Raw genomic sequence first — 15,071 nt, 5'->3', positions numbered from 1 at the left:
GGGGACTTGGACCGCCTTACGCGTCCTTCAGACGCCCGAGCGCCTCTTCCATCTTCGCCTTGCGCGCCAGCGCTTCGTCGCGGCGCTCGCGTTGCTCCTCGACGACTTCCTCGGGCGCGCGCTTGATGAAATCCGCGTTTCCGAGCTTCGCGTCGATCTTCGTCACATCCGCATCGAGCTTCTGGATCTCCTTGGCGAGGCGGGCGCGTTCGGCATCGAGATCGATCACGCCTTCCAGCGGCAGGGCCGCCACTTCGCCGCGGATCAGAAGCTGGATCGAGCTCTTGGGTGCCGTGTCGACGAAGGAAATGTCGGATATGCGTGCAAGGCGCTTCACGATATCGCCCCAGCGTGCAGCACGAGCCTTCACGTCCTCGGACGAAGCGACGAGCGCGAGCGGGATCTGCGCGCCGGCCGGCACGTTCGTCTCGGAACGGGCGGAGCGGATCTCGGTGACGAGGTCCACCACCCAGCCGATCTCGGCTTCGGCCTGCGGGTCGATCAGGTGATCGAGGTTCGACCAGGGCGCGAGCGCCAGGATCGTGTCGCGCTTCGGCCCCTCCTGCCCTTTCACCTCCCACAGTTCCTCCGTGAGGAACGGCATGATCGGGTGAAGAAGCTTGCAGATCTCATCCAGAATGAACGCGATGGTCGCGCGGGTCTCGTCCTTGGCGGGTGAATCCGCACCCTGCAGGACGGGCTTGGAGAGTTCGAGCGTCCAGTCGCAGAACACGTTCCACACGAAACGGTAGGCTGCGCCTGCCGCCTCGTTGAACTTGTAGCCCTGGATGCCGGCCGCGACCTCGTTGATCGCCTTGGCGCATTCGCTGATCGCCCACTTGTTGAGCGTCTCCTTGACCGATTTCGGATCGAACCCGGCGACGCGCCTGCACTCGTTCATCTCGGCGAAGCGAGCCGCGTTCCAGATCTTGGTCGCGAAGTTGCGGTAGTTCTCGACGCGCTGGACCGACAGCTTGATGTCGCGCCCCTGGGCAGCCATCGAGGTGAGCGTCATGCGCAGCGCATCCGCGCCGTACTGCTCCACCACATTGAGCGGATCGATGACATTGCCCTTCGACTTCGACATCTTTGCGCCCTTCTCGTCGCGGACGAGGGCGTGGATGTAGACCGTGTCGAAGGGCACTTCGTCCATGAAGTGCAGGCCCATCATCATCATCCGGGCAACCCAGAAGAAGATGATGTCGAAGCCTGTGACGAGGGTGTTCGTCGGATAGTAGCGCTTCAATTCCGGCGTATCGTCGGGCCAGCCGAGGGTCGAGAACGGCCACAGGGCCGAGGAGAACCAAGTGTCGAGCACGTCCTCGTCGCGCGTGAGCGGCACGTCGCGGCCGTTCTTCGCCCGCGCCTGCTCCTTGGCCTCGTCCTCGCTCAGGGCGACATAGACGTTACCCTGGTCGTCGTACCAGGCCGGAATCTGGTGACCCCACCAGAGCTGGCGCGAGACGCACCACGGCTCGATGTTCTCAAGCCACTGAAAGTAGGTCTTCTCCCAGTTCTCGGGCACGAACTTGGTCTGGCCCTTGCGCACCACGTCGAGCGCCCGGTCCGCGAGGGGCTTCACGTTCAGATACCATTGATCCGTGAGGTAGGGCTCGATCACCACGTTGGAGCGGTCGCCATGAGGCACGGTGTGGCCGTGCGGCTCGATCTGGACGAGGATCTCCCGCTCTTCCAGCATTGCGACGATGCGCTTGCGCGCGTCGAAACGGTCCATGCCTTCGAGCGCCAGCACCTCCTTGAGATCGTCGGTCTCGGCCAAACCGTCGAGGAAGGCCTCGTTGCCGGCAAGCCGGAGCTCGGCCTCGGTGCCGAAGATGTTGATCAGCGGCAGCTTGTGGCGCTTGCCGACTTCGAAATCGTTGAAGTCATGGGCAGGCGTGATCTTCACAGCGCCGGTGCCCTTCTCCGGGTCCGAATACTCGTCCGCCACGATGGGGATGCGCCGGCCCGTGAGGGGCAGTATGGCGAACTTGCCGACCAGATCCTTATAGCGCTCGTCCTCGGGATGCACGGCCACGGCCACGTCGCCGAGCATCGTCTCGGGCCGGGTGGTGGCGACCGTGATGGACCGGTCCGGCATGCCCTCGATGGCATAGCGGATGTGCCAGAGATTGCCTTTCACCTCGACCTGGATCACCTCGAGGTCTGAAATCGCGGTCTGGAACTTGGGGTCCCAGTTCACGAGGCGCTTGTCCTTGTACATCAGGCCTTGGTTGAAAAGGTCCACGAAGACCTTAAGCACCGCTTGGGACAGGCCCTCGTCCATGGTGAAGCGCTCACGCGACCAGTCGCAGGAGGCACCGAGGCGCTTGAGCTGACGCACGATGGTGCCGCCGGACTCCTCCTTCCACTCCCAGACCCGCTTCACGAATTCCTCGCGGCCGAGGTCGCGGCGCTGGATCTGGCGCTCAGCCAGGCGACGCTCCACGACCATCTGCGTGGCGATGCCCGCATGGTCCATGCCCGGCTGCCAGAGCACGTCCTTGCCCCGCATGCGCTCGAAGCGGCAGAGGATGTCCTGGATCGTGTTGTTGAGGGCGTGACCCATATGGAGCGAGCCGGTCACGTTCGGCGGCGGAATGACGATCGTGTAGGGTACCGCGTCCTTGCGATCCGCACGGCCGGCCTTGAAGGCCCCGGCCTCTTCCCAGCGGGTGGAAATGCGAGCTTCGACAGCGGAGGGATCGAACGTCTTGTCCATCATGATGAGTACCGGCCTTTGGGCGCGAGAAACGCGCAAGCAAGACGGCTACAAACCGGACGGATCGGTCGAAGTCAACAGACGGGCGCCAATCCGAGCGTTACAGGCCCGAGATGTGGTGTCCCACCGGTGATGTGCGGCTCCGGTCGATCGAGGCCCTTGCTCCGCCAATCTCACCTGGAGAGGCTATCGGACTCCGAAAGCTTGGCGGGACTTTGCCTCTTCCGATCGCCGAAGAGACCTATCCCCGGCAGCGGGTCACACGCTCGATCTCGTCCCGAACGAGCCGCTCGACCAGGGACGGAAGGTTGTCGTCGAGCCACGCCTTCAGCATGGGACGCAGCATCTCCTTCATAAGATCCTCGACGGTCGGGGGCTGGCTTGGCTTCAACGCAGCGCCGAGGCGATCGAAGGCGCCTGAAACCGTGGAGCTGGCGACAGGCGACATGAGGGCCTCCGCCGCCCCCGACTGGATCGCAGCCGTTGGAGCAGCGCTCTTGGCCTGGATGTCACGCGCGGCGACCGGAGCTGGAACTGGCTCGACCCGCGCCGAAAGAGCGTCTGGCTCTCTTCTGAAATCCTCGCTCGAAGGAGCATCGTCTCCCAGGGCGTCTCCCCGGCTCCAGGGCCCCAGCACGGGCTCGTTGGGCCCCGCCGAAATCAACGGGGCCACGTGAAGCTCCGCGATGTCGAGAACGTTGCTCAGGGGAGAGGAGCGCGGCCCATCAGGCTCCAAAGGGCTCTCAGCTTCGTCATCGGAGATGATGCGCCGGATGGAAGCCAGAATCTCGTCCATCGACGGCTCGTTAACCTTCAGGCCCGCAGAACCCATAGTCACTTCCAAATCGGAATAAGTAAGAATCACATTCAAATGAATGTAGAGGAAGTATTTTACGCAAATCTAAAGAAAACAAGCGGGGCCGGAACTTTTAGGTTCCGGCCCCAAATCTTATCAACGACCGTCGGGCGTGCTCGTCCCGATCCAAAGATCCTTAACCTGATCGTAATGGATCTTCGGGCTGTAGTGATTGACCCGGAGGCCGAGGGCTCGTGAATTGAGACGGCCCATCGCGTTGACGAGGCTGTAGGACGCTACCACCCGGTCGCGCTGGGCCGTGATGAGGTTCACGCGGGCATTCAGCAGTTCCTGCTGCGCGTTCAACACATCGAGCGTGGTTCGCTGGCCGACGCGAGCTTCTTCGCGCACGCCGCTCAGCGCCGTCTCGGCAGCATCGATCTGCGCCTGCGCGGCGACGATCTGGGCCCGGGCCGCTTCCAGCTGCCCCCAGGATGAGCTCACGGCGGCGCGGACCTGATCGCGTACGGAATCGGCTTCCAGACGGCGCTGGCCAGCCACTTCCTTGGCCTGCCGGGTCGCGGCATAAGCCTGCCCGCCCTCGTAGATCGGCACCGTCAGACGCGCGACCACGGACGCTGACAGCGCGGCGTCGCCCGATTGCTGGCGGTCGTAGCGTTGATCGACGGCACCGGCGACACCGAGCTGCGGAGCGAGAGCGCCCTCCTCGATCTTCACCTGCAGCTCGGCCACATCGACGGCGTGCTGGCGCGCCTTGATGGCCGGATGCTCGTTGAGGGCCACCTTCAGGGCCGCATCCACGTTGCGCGGCGTCAGGCGGTCCAGCGGGCGACCGGGAGCCAGCTGGGCAGGCTCGACACCGACGACCTGCCGATAGGTCGCAATGCTGTTACGGAGGGTCGCTTCAGCCAAGCTCGCCTGAGACCGGGCCGCAGCAAGGCGGGCTTCCGCCTGTGCCACGTCCGTCCGGGTGACTTCACCGACGTTGAAGCGGTCCCGGGTCTGGCGCAACTGCTCGTCGATCACCTCGACGTTGTTGCGCTGCAGGTCGAGGATCGCGGTATCCCGCAGGACGTTCATATAGGCGGTCGCGGCATCGAGCAGAACGCTCTGCTCGGTGGTATTCAGGCTCTCGCGCGACCCGAGAACCGAGGATTCCGCCGCGCGGACGCGGTTCTGGGTCCGGAACCCGTCGAAAATCGTCTGATTGAGCTCGACGCCGAACCCACGCGGGTTCAGTGCATTCTGGTTCGTCGTGTTCGGGGAGAAGCGCGACGAAGGCGTCTCGGCCGACACCCAGGTCCGACCGACATCGGCCGTTCCGTTGATAACGGGCCGGTAGCCTGACTTGGCCTGCGCCACCGTCTCGTCCGTTGCACGGACGTTCGCACGCTGGGCGTTCAGGTCAGGATTGTTGCCATAAGCGCGGGACAAAGCGCTTTCCAAGGTTTCGGCCGACACCCCGCCGGGGGCCATCAGCACGAACACCGAGGTCATCGCCCCAAAGAGCAAGGAATACGTCTGCTTGGAATGCTTTTTCTTCACGCGCACCTGCCTAGCGACCAACACGGGACAATCGTGAGAGACGCCACTTTCAGAAACCACTGCGACTCAAAGCGCAACAATACCCAAGGGAACAGAGTCGGCAACAACGCGTTGGGGCCAACTCGATTTTAGCTTGGGAGTGGCGCAAAAAAGCGACACTCCGGGCTGGGGAAAAATTATGGATTTGTTAGGCTTTGGAGGAAATTAGAACGTGAAGCCCGGCGTCTGGACAAAGGAGCCCAGGAGAGGGGCTGCGGCTTCGAACAGGCTGCGCTCGCCGATGGCGTCGCCGGAACGGACGTAAACGGTCGCGCGTGCGGCACGCCCCCGCCCCTTCACGCAAACGAGGCGTCCGCCTTCGGCCAATTGCCGGAGAAGCCCTTCCGGACGAACCTCGACCGCTCCATTCACGAGAATGGCGTCATAGGGCCCGGCAGCAGCATGCCCCTGGTCGAGCGGGCCGGTCACGACGGCGACGTCGCCGGCACCGGATGCCTTCAAGCATTGGCGGGCGGCAGCCGCGAGGTCTTCGTCCGTTTCGAGAGCCGTCACCTGGGCGCCGAGCTCGCGAAGGACGGCCGCGGAATACCCGCGCCCGCCGGCAACGTCGAGGACCTTGTCGCCCGCATCGATGGCGAGCGCCTGGATCATGCGACCCAGGATCATCGGAGAGAGCATGTAGCGGCTCTCGCCGCCATCGCTGACGAGGATATCCTGATCGATATAGGCAAGGCTCTCGCGGCCCGGGAGCACGAAAAGCTCCCTCGGAACGCTGTCCATGGCATCCAGGAGAGACATGTCGTTCACATCGAAAGTGCGCAGCTGGCCATCAACCATCATGCGGCGCGCTTGGGTGAAATCGACCATGGAAAGTGCCTTCAGAAATTGTTGGAGGCCTCGCCCGGAATCGAACCGGGGTGCAAGGATTTGCAGTCCTCTGCGTAACCACTCCGCCACGAGGCCATCCGGGGCGTGTCACGAACGCGACGGCCGCTCCATAGCAATCATCCCCCCAAAGAGCAACAGCCCCTTTTCGATCCGCCACGACAACAATGCACTTGCAACCGTCAAAACCCGTGCTATATGCCTCCCACCTCGCCGACGGACATCTCCTCCGGGAACGCCGCGGCGCTCAAGAAGCTTCACGATACAGCTTCTTCGAAGGTTAAGGCTTATTCCGGCGTGGCGCAGCGGTAGCGCAGCGGACTGTTAATCCGTTGGTCGTAGGTTCGAATCCTACCGCCGGAGCCAACCTTCCCAGCAATCTCCCTCCCGTTACTGGTGCTAGCTTCCTCCCTATGGCTTATGCAGGGTTCGAAGCGTGACTATGATCCGGCGCCATGAGCACCGATTCCCCCTCGCCCGTCCTGGTCTGGTTCCGCGACGACCATCGTCTCGCCGACAACCCCGCCCTTGCGGCCGCAGCCGCGACGGGATCGCAGGTTCTATGCTTCGCGGTGATCGGCGGCTCCGATGATTTGCGGCCGCTCGGCGGTGCCGCCCGCTGGTGGCTTCACGGCTCGCTTAGGGCTCTGGGCGAATCTCTGGAGCAGGCCGGCGCGAGCCTGGCTCTTTTCGAAGGGCCTGCTCCCTCCGTAGTCGAACGAGTCGCCCGGGAGACCGGCGCCTCTGCGATTTTCTGGAACCGGCGCTATGGCGCGGCGGAAATCGCTCTCGACACGGCGGTGAAGAAGCGCCTGACGGATAGCGGGATCAAGGCGCACAGCTTCAATGGCCGCCTCCTTCATGAGCCATGGGACATCGTCAATCAGGCCGGCAGGCCGTTTCAAGTGTTTACCCCCTATCTTCGGACCGTCATGACCCGTGGCCTCAAGGCCGCACTTGCGCCTCCGAAGCGAATCCCCGGCGGAATCTGGCCTTCCTCGCTCCTCGCCTCCACGATTCCTCTCGAGGAGCTGGGCCTCGAACCTTCATCCCCCGACTGGGCCGGCGGCCTTCGAACGGCGTGGCGGCCCGGTGAAGAGGCAGCGCGAAAGAGTTTCCGTCATTTTTTGAGCAAGGGCCTCAGGGGATATGCGGAGAATCGAGACCGCCCATCCCTGATCGGCACATCACGACTGTCGCCGCATCTTCGCTTCGGAGAAATCAGCCCCCGGCAGATCTGGCATGCCGTGACGGCTCAGGTTGCGGAACATCCCAGCTTGGCCCGCGATGCCGAGAAATATCTCAGCGAGATCGTATGGCGCGATTTCAGCCATCAGCTCCTGCACTTTCACCCTCACCTGCCGGTCCGGTCTCACAGCAGTCGTTTCGATGCCTTTCCCTGGATCGACGACCCGAAAACGCTCAAGGCCTGGCGGCGGGGCCGTACCGGCTATCCCATCGTCGATGCGGGAATGCGCCAGCTCTGGCAGACAGGGTGGATGCACAACCGGGTCCGAATGATCACCGCATCGTTCCTGGTCAAGCATCTCCTGACTGACTGGCGAAAGGGAGAGGCCTGGTTCTGGGATACGCTGGTGGACGCGGATCCGGCCAACAATGCCTTCAGCTGGCAATGGGTAGCGGGTTCCGGACCGGATTCGGCGCCGTTCCATCGGATCTTCAATCCCGTCACGCAGGGCGAAAAGTTCGATCCCGACGGTGACTACGTCCGGACATTCGTTCCGGAGCTTGCAGGGCTGCCCTCAACCTTCCTTCATCATCCCTGGGACGCGCCTCCGGCGGTTCTTCAGGAAGCGGGAATCAGCCTGGGAGAGACTTATCCCGAGCCCATCGTCGTCCACGGCCTGGCGCGGGAAAGAGCCTTGCAGACCTTTCGAAGCCTTCGCGGCCTGGAAAGCGAAGAACATTCCTGACGCTCGGGCACGGAGCGGCTTGACCCGCCGAGTCCTATGCCTTCAGCATCGCCCCTCACCTTTCGAACGAGGCACGGCCGCCTCGTCGCAGCTCGAGACGATCATGACAGCCACCACGCTCCTCTTCCGAGACGATGCCTATGCCACCTCCTGCGAAGCGCGCGTTGTCGCGACGACTCCGGAAGGCGGGGTAATCCTGGATCGCACGGTCTTCTATGCCCAAGGAGGCGGGCAGCCGGGAGATGTGGGAACCCTCGTGAAGGCGAATGGCGACAGATTCGCCATCACGAACACGGTGTACGGAGCGGATCGGTCCCAGGTCGTTCATCTCGTCGGGACGGAGGCGGCGGCGCAGTTCCAGGAGGGAGAGACGGTCGAGTTGCAGCTCGATTGGCCCCGTCGCCTGAAGCGCATGCGCGTCCACACGGCGCTTCATCTTCTGAGCGTCGTCCTGCCCTACCCGGTCACAGGCGGGTCCATCGGAGAAGGCGACGGACGGCTCGACTTCGACATTCCCGATGCCGGCCTCGACAAGGCTGAAATCACGGAGAGGCTCAATGCCCTGGTCCAGCGCGACGCGCCGGTCACCGACCGATGGATCACCGACGAGGAACTCGACGCCAATCCCGGTCTCGTGAAGACCATGTCGGTGAAGCCGCCGCGGGGCTCGGGCCGCGTTCGCCTCGTCGAAATCGAGGGTATCGACCTTCAGCCCTGCGGCGGCACCCACGTGCGGCGCACAGGCGAGATCGGCACGGTCGCCATCACCGACATCGAGAAGAAGGGCAAGCAGAACCGCCGCGTTCGCATGTCCCTGGTCGACTGACATCAAGGAGTTGCCGCATGTCCCAGCCTTTCGTTTCCACCGCCTGGCTGCAGGAGCACCTCGACGATCCCAACCTCGTGGTCGTGGACGGCTCCTGGTACCTTCCGGCCCAGAACCGCGATCCCGAAGCGGAATATCTCGCCGGCCATATTCCCGGGGCAGTGCGCTTCGACATCGAAACGGTGAAGGATCCATCCTCCCTCCTGCCGCACATGCTTCCCTCGCCCGACGATTTCGCGGCAGCCGTAGGCGCCATGGGCATAAGCCGGGATATGACCATCGTCGTTTATGATGGAATCGGCCTCTTCTCGGCTCCGCGTGTCCGCTGGATGTTTCAGGTCTTCGGAGCCGGCAACGTTTCGATCCTCGAAGGGGGCTTCCCAGCCTGGAAGGCCGAAGGACGCCCGGTCGAGACAGGTCCGGAGAAGTCCCGCAAGGCCAAGCGCTTCACCCCGTCCTTCGACGCTTCGGCCGTGGCCGATGTCGAACGGGTCCGGAATGCGATCGCGTCTGGATCGGCACAGGTTGTCGACGCCCGCGCGGCCGACCGCTTCAGAGGAGACGCGCCCGAGCCTCGGCCTGGGCTCAAGGCCGGCCACATTCCGGGGAGCACCAATCTGCCCTGGAGCGATATCGTCGAGAACGGGCGTTTGAGGGACAAGGCGAGCATCGAGAAAGCGATGCACCGGGCCGGTCTCGACCTCGCACGTCCCATCATCGCAAGCTGCGGATCCGGTGTCTCGGCCGCCATCCTGTCGGTCGCCTTCGAGACCTTGGGCCACCCTGCGGACTCCATCTATGATGGCTCGTGGTCCGAATGGGGTGCACGGGAGGATCTGCCTGTCGCGACGGGAGAAGCCAAGAGGGGCTGATTACGTCCCGCCTCCCCCGTTTTCTCCCGATCGAGGAAGGGCGGCCAAGCTTGCGGGCCGCCCTGCCCTCACATTGCCGGATTACAGCGCTATCCTATTGTACGATAAGGATTTGTAGCCGAAGCGTACCATCATGATCCGTGCGGTCCGCAGCGTTGACGATCCTTCAACGGTCGTGTCCGCACCTCGAAAAAGGTCGCATCATGACCGAAGATCAGAAATTCCTCGCAGTCCTGCGTCAATCTGCCGAACCCAAGACCGTCGATGCCATAGAAACCCTGATCCGGGATGCGCCGGATCATGAGTTGAACCGTATCAACGCTCTCGCCTTCGCTGCCCGGAATGGGCTCGACGAGGACCAGGTCATCGGCGCATTTCTTCATGCCGCCCGCCTCGGGCTGTTCGAGATGTCGTGGAATGTGCTCTGCCCCGGATGTGGCGGCGTGCTCGAATCCGGCATGAGCCTCAAATCCGTGAACCAGAGCGAATACAGCTGCGCTCTTTGCGCCGCCGGATACGAGCCGACTCTCGACGAAATGGTCGAGGTCACGTTCACGGTGAGCTCGCGTGTCCGCAAGATCGCGGCCCATGAGCCGGATACCCTTCCGATGCACGAATATGTCCGTCAGGTCTTCTGGAGTTCGGGTATCGACCTGCCGGACGATTACGAACAGAGGCTCGACGAGATCGTGCTCGACGCGGTCGAACTGCCCCCGGGGGAAAGGGCGATCCTGTCCCTCCAGCTTCCGGCCGAGTTTGTGATCGTTTTCGATCCGGTTACCCATGCCGCCCAATTCATCGACGTGAAAGGAGAGCCTACGCGCGAGCGGCAGAGCCTCACGCTCGTCCTCAACGAAAGCCACCCGCAAAACGACACCATGGTCATGCAGCCGGGGCCCTTGCGGATCTCGCTTGAAAACCGCACCAATCGGCGCGTCCTTCCCGCGGTCTGGGTGGCCGGCGACGCACTGCACCACATGCTCGAACGGCGGCGTCCGTTCCTCACGGCGAAACGTCTGCTCACGAACCAGACCTTCCGCGATCTCTATCGCACCGATACGCTCGACATCGACCAGCGCCTGAAGATCACCAGCCTGACCTTCCTGTTCACCGACCTGAAGGGCTCGACCGAGCTCTACGAGCGGGTCGGCGATCTCGTGGCTTACGATCTCGTGCGGGAGCATTTCCGGGTGCTCAACGAGATCGTCGCGGCGGAAGCCGGAGCGGTGGTCAAAACCATCGGCGACGCGGTGATGGCGACGTTCCCGACGCCCGACCACGCGATTTCGGCGGCGCTGCGGATGCGTGACGCCATGCGCAGCCTCAACGAGACGCGCGGAAGCGAAGACCTGTTGCTCAAGATCGGTATCCACGAGGGACCATGCCTCGCCGTGACCCTGAACGACAGGCAGGATTACTTCGGCCAGACTGTCAATATCGCGTCTCGCGTCCAGGGCCTCGCGGATTCTCGCGCGATCTTCGCGACGGATGCCGTTGTCGAGAATCCGCAAGCCTCGCAGATCATCCGGCTGCAAGGACTACAGCCGACCCTGCAGAAGACCGCGCTTCGTGGGATCAACGACGAGTTCCTTGTCTACGAGATACCATAGGCGATCGCATTCCGGGTCCGTAGGGCCGGCAAGGGAAGGATACGGAGGCTCCGCATCCTTCCGAACCTTTTACGTTCATCGTCAATCACGCCCGCTCACGTCTTCGCCGATGTCCTTGAGCAAATGAGGACTGAGCCTTGCGCGCAAGGAGGATTGCAGCTCGGACCGGGCGGGGCTTTTTGTGGGAGTGTGACTGCGCTCGCGGACGGTCGGTATGAGATCAATACGGACGGTCAGCCAGACGAGGGAAAGGGTAATCTGCTTCATCGAAACCTGCAGCGTTGATGAATGGAAGGATTGCGGCGTCGGTGCACGGGGCAAAGTAAAAAGCCATGTGACGCCTCCTTCGGCTGCGGTTGATGAAAGGCGGCTGGGGGATCAGCCGCTCGAACACATTAAGCGATCTTCATCGAATTGGCCAGACAGGCGAGCTGAAGTTCCTTCTCGAACCGATACTCCGCCGACTTCGAAATATCCGCGAGCTCGCGCTGCCCGTCGAACTGCGTGTAGCCCCATCGGGCGTAAAGCCTGTGCGCGGTCGTGAACCGCGTATCCGACCACAGGACGATGCGGCTCGCGCCTTTCGAACGGGCATGGCTCTCGGCCTGCCGCACGAGCATCGCGCCCAATCCACGCCCGCGCTGGTCGGGCCGCACATAGAGCCGATGCAGTTCGGCCGCTCCCGCTTCCGGGAAATCGACGGCGACACAGGCGCAGACGCGTCCGCGCCCGTCCTCGACAACCCAGAAGGCCCCATCGGTTGCTGCATAAGAGGCGCTCGGTGCAAGCAGGTCCGGCAGGTCGTCATGCGGATCGACGTAGCAGCCCGGATATTCCGCATAGCAGAGCGACAGGAGCCCGAAGAGGTCCTGCGCATCCCCATCGGCGACAGGTCGCAATGGCATTGTGGTTGCGTTCAATTCGGAGATTGGCGAGGCGTAAGTCATAAAGGGCTCGATAGAATTAGACCGGCGTCGGAGGCGCGGAGGCTTTGAGCGAGGACCGCTCTAGGAAGAAGCGGCGGACCCGATCGGTATGGCGCTCGGTGACCTGCGCGAAAAGGAAGGCAGCCACAAGCGCCGAGATCACGAGACCGGCGAAAGCCGCATAAACCGGCGCACTGGGCACGACCAGTGTCGAGTGCCAGCCGAAATGCTCGATGATGCCTCCGAGCAGAACCGTGACGGGCACGTGGATGAGGTAGAGCGAATAGGAGAAATCGGCCCCGATCCGAACCGGTTTCCTGAGCGGACACCAACCGAGGAGCCGCCCGTTTGCAATCGCGAGCGCCGTACCGAGACCGACCATAAGATCGGTGGCATAGACCGGGACGCTCTGCGTGCGGGACAGAACGAATCCGGCCGCAACGACGGCGAGCCCCAACAGCCCTGACCACAACGGCAGCTCCCGTGCGCGGACGATCTGGGCCGCCAGCGCACCGGCAAGCCAGATCACGAGCCACGGCAGCCAATGGGACAAGGGACCGGCAAGAGCGCCGATCCCCGCAAGCACCAGGGCGATGCCCCCGACCCTCGCAGGGCGCGGAAAACGGACGAGGGCGAGGCCGAACAGGATTGGGGCGATGAGATAGAACACCCACTCGTAGCCCAGGGACCAGAGGGGTGGATTTACCCCCAGCGGCTTGCAGAAGATCCCCTGTACGGCAGCGACGTTGCAGGCCATCTGCGGCCAAGTCCAATCGGACGTGAAGCCCATGGGCATCAGCGGACGCTCGCCGAAGAAGCGCGTGTCGCCGAGGAACGAGCGCCCGGCCCAATCGAGTAGCAGCGCCAGGGCGAGCGCCGGAACGAGCACCAGATAGATGCGGGCGAAACGGCTTGCAAGATAAGCTTTCGGGTCGAACCGCTGCCCGCGGATCGCGCGCCAGACCGCGCCGCCGACCAGGAAGCCGCTCACCGCAAAGAAGATCGCCACGCCTTCTCGATGAATACCTGTGAGGAAGTAGAAGACCTTTGTGCCAAGACCCGGATGGGCAATGTCCTGGAAGCTTGTGAAGAGGAGCCCGCGGGTATGGCCGAACAGCACCAGGAGCGCCGCCCCGAAGCGCAGCAGGTCCAGGAACGGCCAATGCCCTCCACGCCGCAGCTGAACGGCGCCCTCGGCGTGGAGTTTCGGCTCCGTCATCGATCGTCCCTTTCAGGCACCAGCTTGGCGACCTCGTGCTCAAGCATGTGGTGCAGCAGGCGGTAGGATTGCGCCGACAGATGGATACCGTCGGTCGTCATCCCTTCCCTGGCCATGCCATTCTCACCGGCGAAGGCGTTCTGAAGATCGACGCTTCCGGCCGCGCGCCCCTCCGCTATTCGCAGAATACGCCCGCATAAGGAAGCCATGGCGTCAGGAGAATAGAAGCCCGTCAGTCGCTTCTCCTGCTCGATCGGCGGCGGCGTCAGGACGACGACGGGAACCTCGGCATCGCCGAAATGACCGATGATCCGCTCGAAATGAGCTGCCGCATCGTCGAGGTCGCTCACAGCGCAGTCCTTCTTGGCGTCGTTGGCGCCGACGAGAAGCACGGCGATGCGGGGCTGGGCCGATTGCAGGAGAAGCGGCACTCGCGGCTCCAGGGCCTCGGTCCAGATGCCGGAATAGCCTGCATTGATCACAGGAAGGCTGCCGATCCGGTTCCAATAGAACCCTTCGACGATGGAATCCCCGATGAACAGAAGCCCGCCCGGCCCGACGGCAGCCTTGTGCGAGCTGATCACGATGTCGCGGATCAGCCAGTGCGAGGCGAAGGGATTGGGCTGCGAGGTCACGGGGGAAGCGCCTTGCAAGAGCCCCGGCGGATGGGCTCCGCCGGGATCAGCCTCGGAAAGCCTACTCGATCCCGAGCTTGGCCTTGAGGATCTCGTTGAGGGCCTGCGGGTTGGCCTTGCCGCCCGTGGCCTTCATGGTCTGGCCGACGAACCAGCCGAGAAGCGTCGGCTTCGCCTTGGCCTGCTCCACCTTGTCCGGGTTGGCCGCGATGATCTCGTCCACCGCCTTCTCGATGGCGCCCATGTCGGTCACCTGCTTCATGCCGCGCTTTTCCACGATCTCGCGCGGGTCGCCGCCTTCGGTAAAGACGATCTCGAACAGATCCTTGGCGATCTTGCCAGAAATGACGTTCTCGCCGATCAGCTCGATGATGGCGCCGAGCTGCGCAGCCGAGACGGGCGATTCCGTGATGTCCTTGCCTTCCTTGTTGAGGCGGCCGAACAGCTCGTTGATCACCCAGTTCGCCGCGGCTTTGCCGTCGCGCCCCCTGGCCACCTCCTCGTAGAAGTCGGCGGAAGCGCGCTCGGCCACGAGCACGCCGGCATCGTAGGACGGCAGGCCGTAATCGGCCATGAACCGGGCCTTCTTCTCATCCGGCAGCTCCGGCAGATGCTGGGCGAGATCGTCCACATAGGCCTGGTCGAACTCGAGCGGCAGCAGGTCCGGGTCGGGGAAATAGCGGTAATCGTGCGCTTCTTCCTTGGAGCGCATGGAGCGCGTCTCGCCTTTACCCGGGTCGTACAGGCGGGTCTCCTGGTCGATCTTGCCGCCGTCTTCCAGGATGGCGATCTGGCGGCGCGCCTCGACTTCGATGGCCTGACCGATGAAGCGGATGGAATTGACGTTCTTGATCTCGCAGCGGGTGCCGAATTCCTCCCCGGGACGACGCACCGAGACGTTCACGTCGGCACGCAGGTTGCCCTTGTCCATGTCGCCGTCGCAGGTTCCGAGATAGCGCAGGATCGTGCGCAGCTTGGTGACATAGGCCCGAGCCTCGTCCGCCGAGCGCAGATCCGGCTTCGAGACGATCTCCATGAGGGCGACGCCCGAGCGGTTGAGGTCCACGAAGCTCATGGTGG

Annotated in this window: 13 protein-coding genes and 2 tRNA genes (1 of these 15 cut by a window edge); 5 read left to right on the top strand and 10 right to left on the bottom strand. The window is 63.4% G+C overall.

Annotation, left to right across the window (positions count from 1 at the left end; translation table 11 throughout):
- Positions 1-16 precede the first annotated feature (16 nt).
- From U0023_RS19060 to U0023_RS19040, 5 genes are all read right to left on the bottom strand, one after another.
- Positions 17-2,725 carry a valine--tRNA ligase gene (locus tag U0023_RS19060; protein ID WP_009492646.1) on the bottom strand — a complete coding sequence of 903 codons (2,709 nt, stop codon included), beginning with the start codon at positions 2,723-2,725 and terminating at the stop codon, positions 17-19.
- A 238-nt stretch (positions 2,726-2,963) separates the two neighbouring features.
- The gene (locus tag U0023_RS35575) at positions 2,964-3,170 is read right to left on the bottom strand and encodes a DUF2497 domain-containing protein (RefSeq protein ID WP_245273130.1); all 207 of its coding nucleotides are present in this window, start codon (positions 3,168-3,170) and stop codon (positions 2,964-2,966) included.
- A gap of 504 nt (positions 3,171-3,674) precedes the next feature.
- A complete protein-coding gene (locus U0023_RS19050) occupies positions 3,675-5,084 on the bottom strand; it encodes a TolC family outer membrane protein (RefSeq protein WP_040639425.1) in 1,410 nt (469 codons plus the stop codon).
- Positions 5,085-5,288: 204 nt separating this feature from the next.
- Positions 5,289-5,951 (bottom strand): protein-L-isoaspartate O-methyltransferase family protein, encoded by a 663-nt coding sequence (locus U0023_RS19045; protein WP_009492640.1) that lies wholly within the window; start codon positions 5,949-5,951, stop codon positions 5,289-5,291.
- A 22-nt stretch (positions 5,952-5,973) separates the two neighbouring features.
- A tRNA-Cys gene (locus tag U0023_RS19040) sits at positions 5,974-6,047 on the bottom strand.
- A gap of 213 nt (positions 6,048-6,260) precedes the next feature.
- Here U0023_RS19040 and U0023_RS19035 point away from each other — a divergent pair.
- The 5 genes from U0023_RS19035 (at position 6,261) to U0023_RS19015 (ending at position 11,211) form a co-directional block, all read left to right on the top strand.
- Positions 6,261-6,335 (top strand) — tRNA-Asn (locus U0023_RS19035).
- Between the two features lie 89 nt (positions 6,336-6,424).
- Complete coding sequence (locus U0023_RS19030) at positions 6,425-7,903, top strand: cryptochrome/photolyase family protein (protein WP_009492638.1); 1,479 nt, start codon at positions 6,425-6,427, stop codon at positions 7,901-7,903.
- Positions 7,904-8,006: 103 nt separating this feature from the next.
- Positions 8,007-8,729, top strand: coding sequence for an alanyl-tRNA editing protein (locus U0023_RS19025; RefSeq protein ID WP_009492636.1), 723 nt, complete (start codon positions 8,007-8,009; stop codon positions 8,727-8,729).
- A 17-nt stretch (positions 8,730-8,746) separates the two neighbouring features.
- Positions 8,747-9,601, top strand: a complete 855-nt coding sequence (gene sseA / locus U0023_RS19020) for a 3-mercaptopyruvate sulfurtransferase (protein ID WP_009492634.1) — start codon at positions 8,747-8,749, stop codon at positions 9,599-9,601.
- Between the two features lie 203 nt (positions 9,602-9,804).
- On the top strand, positions 9,805-11,211 hold the full coding sequence (locus tag U0023_RS19015; protein WP_009492632.1) for an adenylate/guanylate cyclase domain-containing protein: 1,407 nt from the start codon (positions 9,805-9,807) through the stop codon (positions 11,209-11,211).
- A gap of 81 nt (positions 11,212-11,292) precedes the next feature.
- Here U0023_RS19015 and U0023_RS19010 read toward each other — a convergent pair whose 3' ends face one another.
- The 5 genes from U0023_RS19010 to gatB form a co-directional block, all read right to left on the bottom strand.
- Positions 11,293-11,478: a hypothetical protein gene (locus tag U0023_RS19010; RefSeq protein ID WP_009492630.1), complete on the bottom strand. Its 186-nt coding sequence runs from the start codon at positions 11,476-11,478 to the stop codon at positions 11,293-11,295.
- 128 nt (positions 11,479-11,606) lie between these two features.
- Positions 11,607-12,116, bottom strand: a complete 510-nt coding sequence (locus tag U0023_RS19005) for a GNAT family N-acetyltransferase (protein WP_052600667.1) — start codon at positions 12,114-12,116, stop codon at positions 11,607-11,609.
- A 58-nt stretch (positions 12,117-12,174) separates the two neighbouring features.
- The gene (locus tag U0023_RS19000; RefSeq protein WP_009492626.1) at positions 12,175-13,356 is read right to left on the bottom strand and encodes an acyltransferase family protein; all 1,182 of its coding nucleotides are present in this window, start codon (positions 13,354-13,356) and stop codon (positions 12,175-12,177) included.
- Complete coding sequence (locus tag U0023_RS18995) at positions 13,353-13,991, bottom strand: SGNH/GDSL hydrolase family protein (protein ID WP_009492624.1); 639 nt, start codon at positions 13,989-13,991, stop codon at positions 13,353-13,355. The genes U0023_RS19000 and U0023_RS18995 overlap by 4 nt, the downstream gene beginning before the upstream one ends.
- A gap of 61 nt (positions 13,992-14,052) precedes the next feature.
- Positions 14,053-15,071 carry the 3' portion of an Asp-tRNA(Asn)/Glu-tRNA(Gln) amidotransferase subunit GatB gene (gene gatB, locus U0023_RS18990; protein ID WP_009492622.1) on the bottom strand. Its footprint extends 457 nt past the window's final position, so only the last 1,019 of its 1,476 coding nucleotides appear in the window; the start codon falls outside the window, past its right edge; its stop codon occupies positions 14,053-14,055.

It is taken from the genome of Microvirga lotononidis, from assembly GCF_034627025.1.
Classification (GTDB): Bacteria; Pseudomonadota; Alphaproteobacteria; order Rhizobiales; family Beijerinckiaceae; genus Microvirga; species Microvirga lotononidis.
This window is presented reverse-complemented; position numbering and strand designations above follow the sequence as displayed.

Coding starts and splice junctions, on each gene's coding strand:
- U0023_RS19060 (WP_009492646.1), bottom strand. CDS start 2,725: ATGATGGACAAGACGTTCGATCCCTCCGCTGTCGAAGCTCGCATTTCC.
- U0023_RS35575 (WP_245273130.1), bottom strand. CDS start 3,170: ATGTCGCCTGTCGCCAGCTCCACGGTTTCAGGCGCCTTCGATCGCCTC.
- U0023_RS19045 (WP_009492640.1), bottom strand. CDS start 5,951: ATGGTCGATTTCACCCAAGCGCGCCGCATGATGGTTGATGGCCAGCTG.
- U0023_RS19030 (WP_009492638.1), top strand. CDS start 6,425: ATGAGCACCGATTCCCCCTCGCCCGTCCTGGTCTGGTTCCGCGACGAC.
- U0023_RS19025 (WP_009492636.1), top strand. CDS start 8,007: ATGACAGCCACCACGCTCCTCTTCCGAGACGATGCCTATGCCACCTCC.
- sseA (WP_009492634.1), top strand. CDS start 8,747: ATGTCCCAGCCTTTCGTTTCCACCGCCTGGCTGCAGGAGCACCTCGAC.
- U0023_RS19015 (WP_009492632.1), top strand. CDS start 9,805: ATGACCGAAGATCAGAAATTCCTCGCAGTCCTGCGTCAATCTGCCGAA.
- U0023_RS19010 (WP_009492630.1), bottom strand. CDS start 11,478: ATGAAGCAGATTACCCTTTCCCTCGTCTGGCTGACCGTCCGTATTGAT.
- U0023_RS19005 (WP_052600667.1), bottom strand. CDS start 12,116: ATGCCATTGCGACCTGTCGCCGATGGGGATGCGCAGGACCTCTTCGGG.
- U0023_RS19000 (WP_009492626.1), bottom strand. CDS start 13,356: ATGACGGAGCCGAAACTCCACGCCGAGGGCGCCGTTCAGCTGCGGCGT.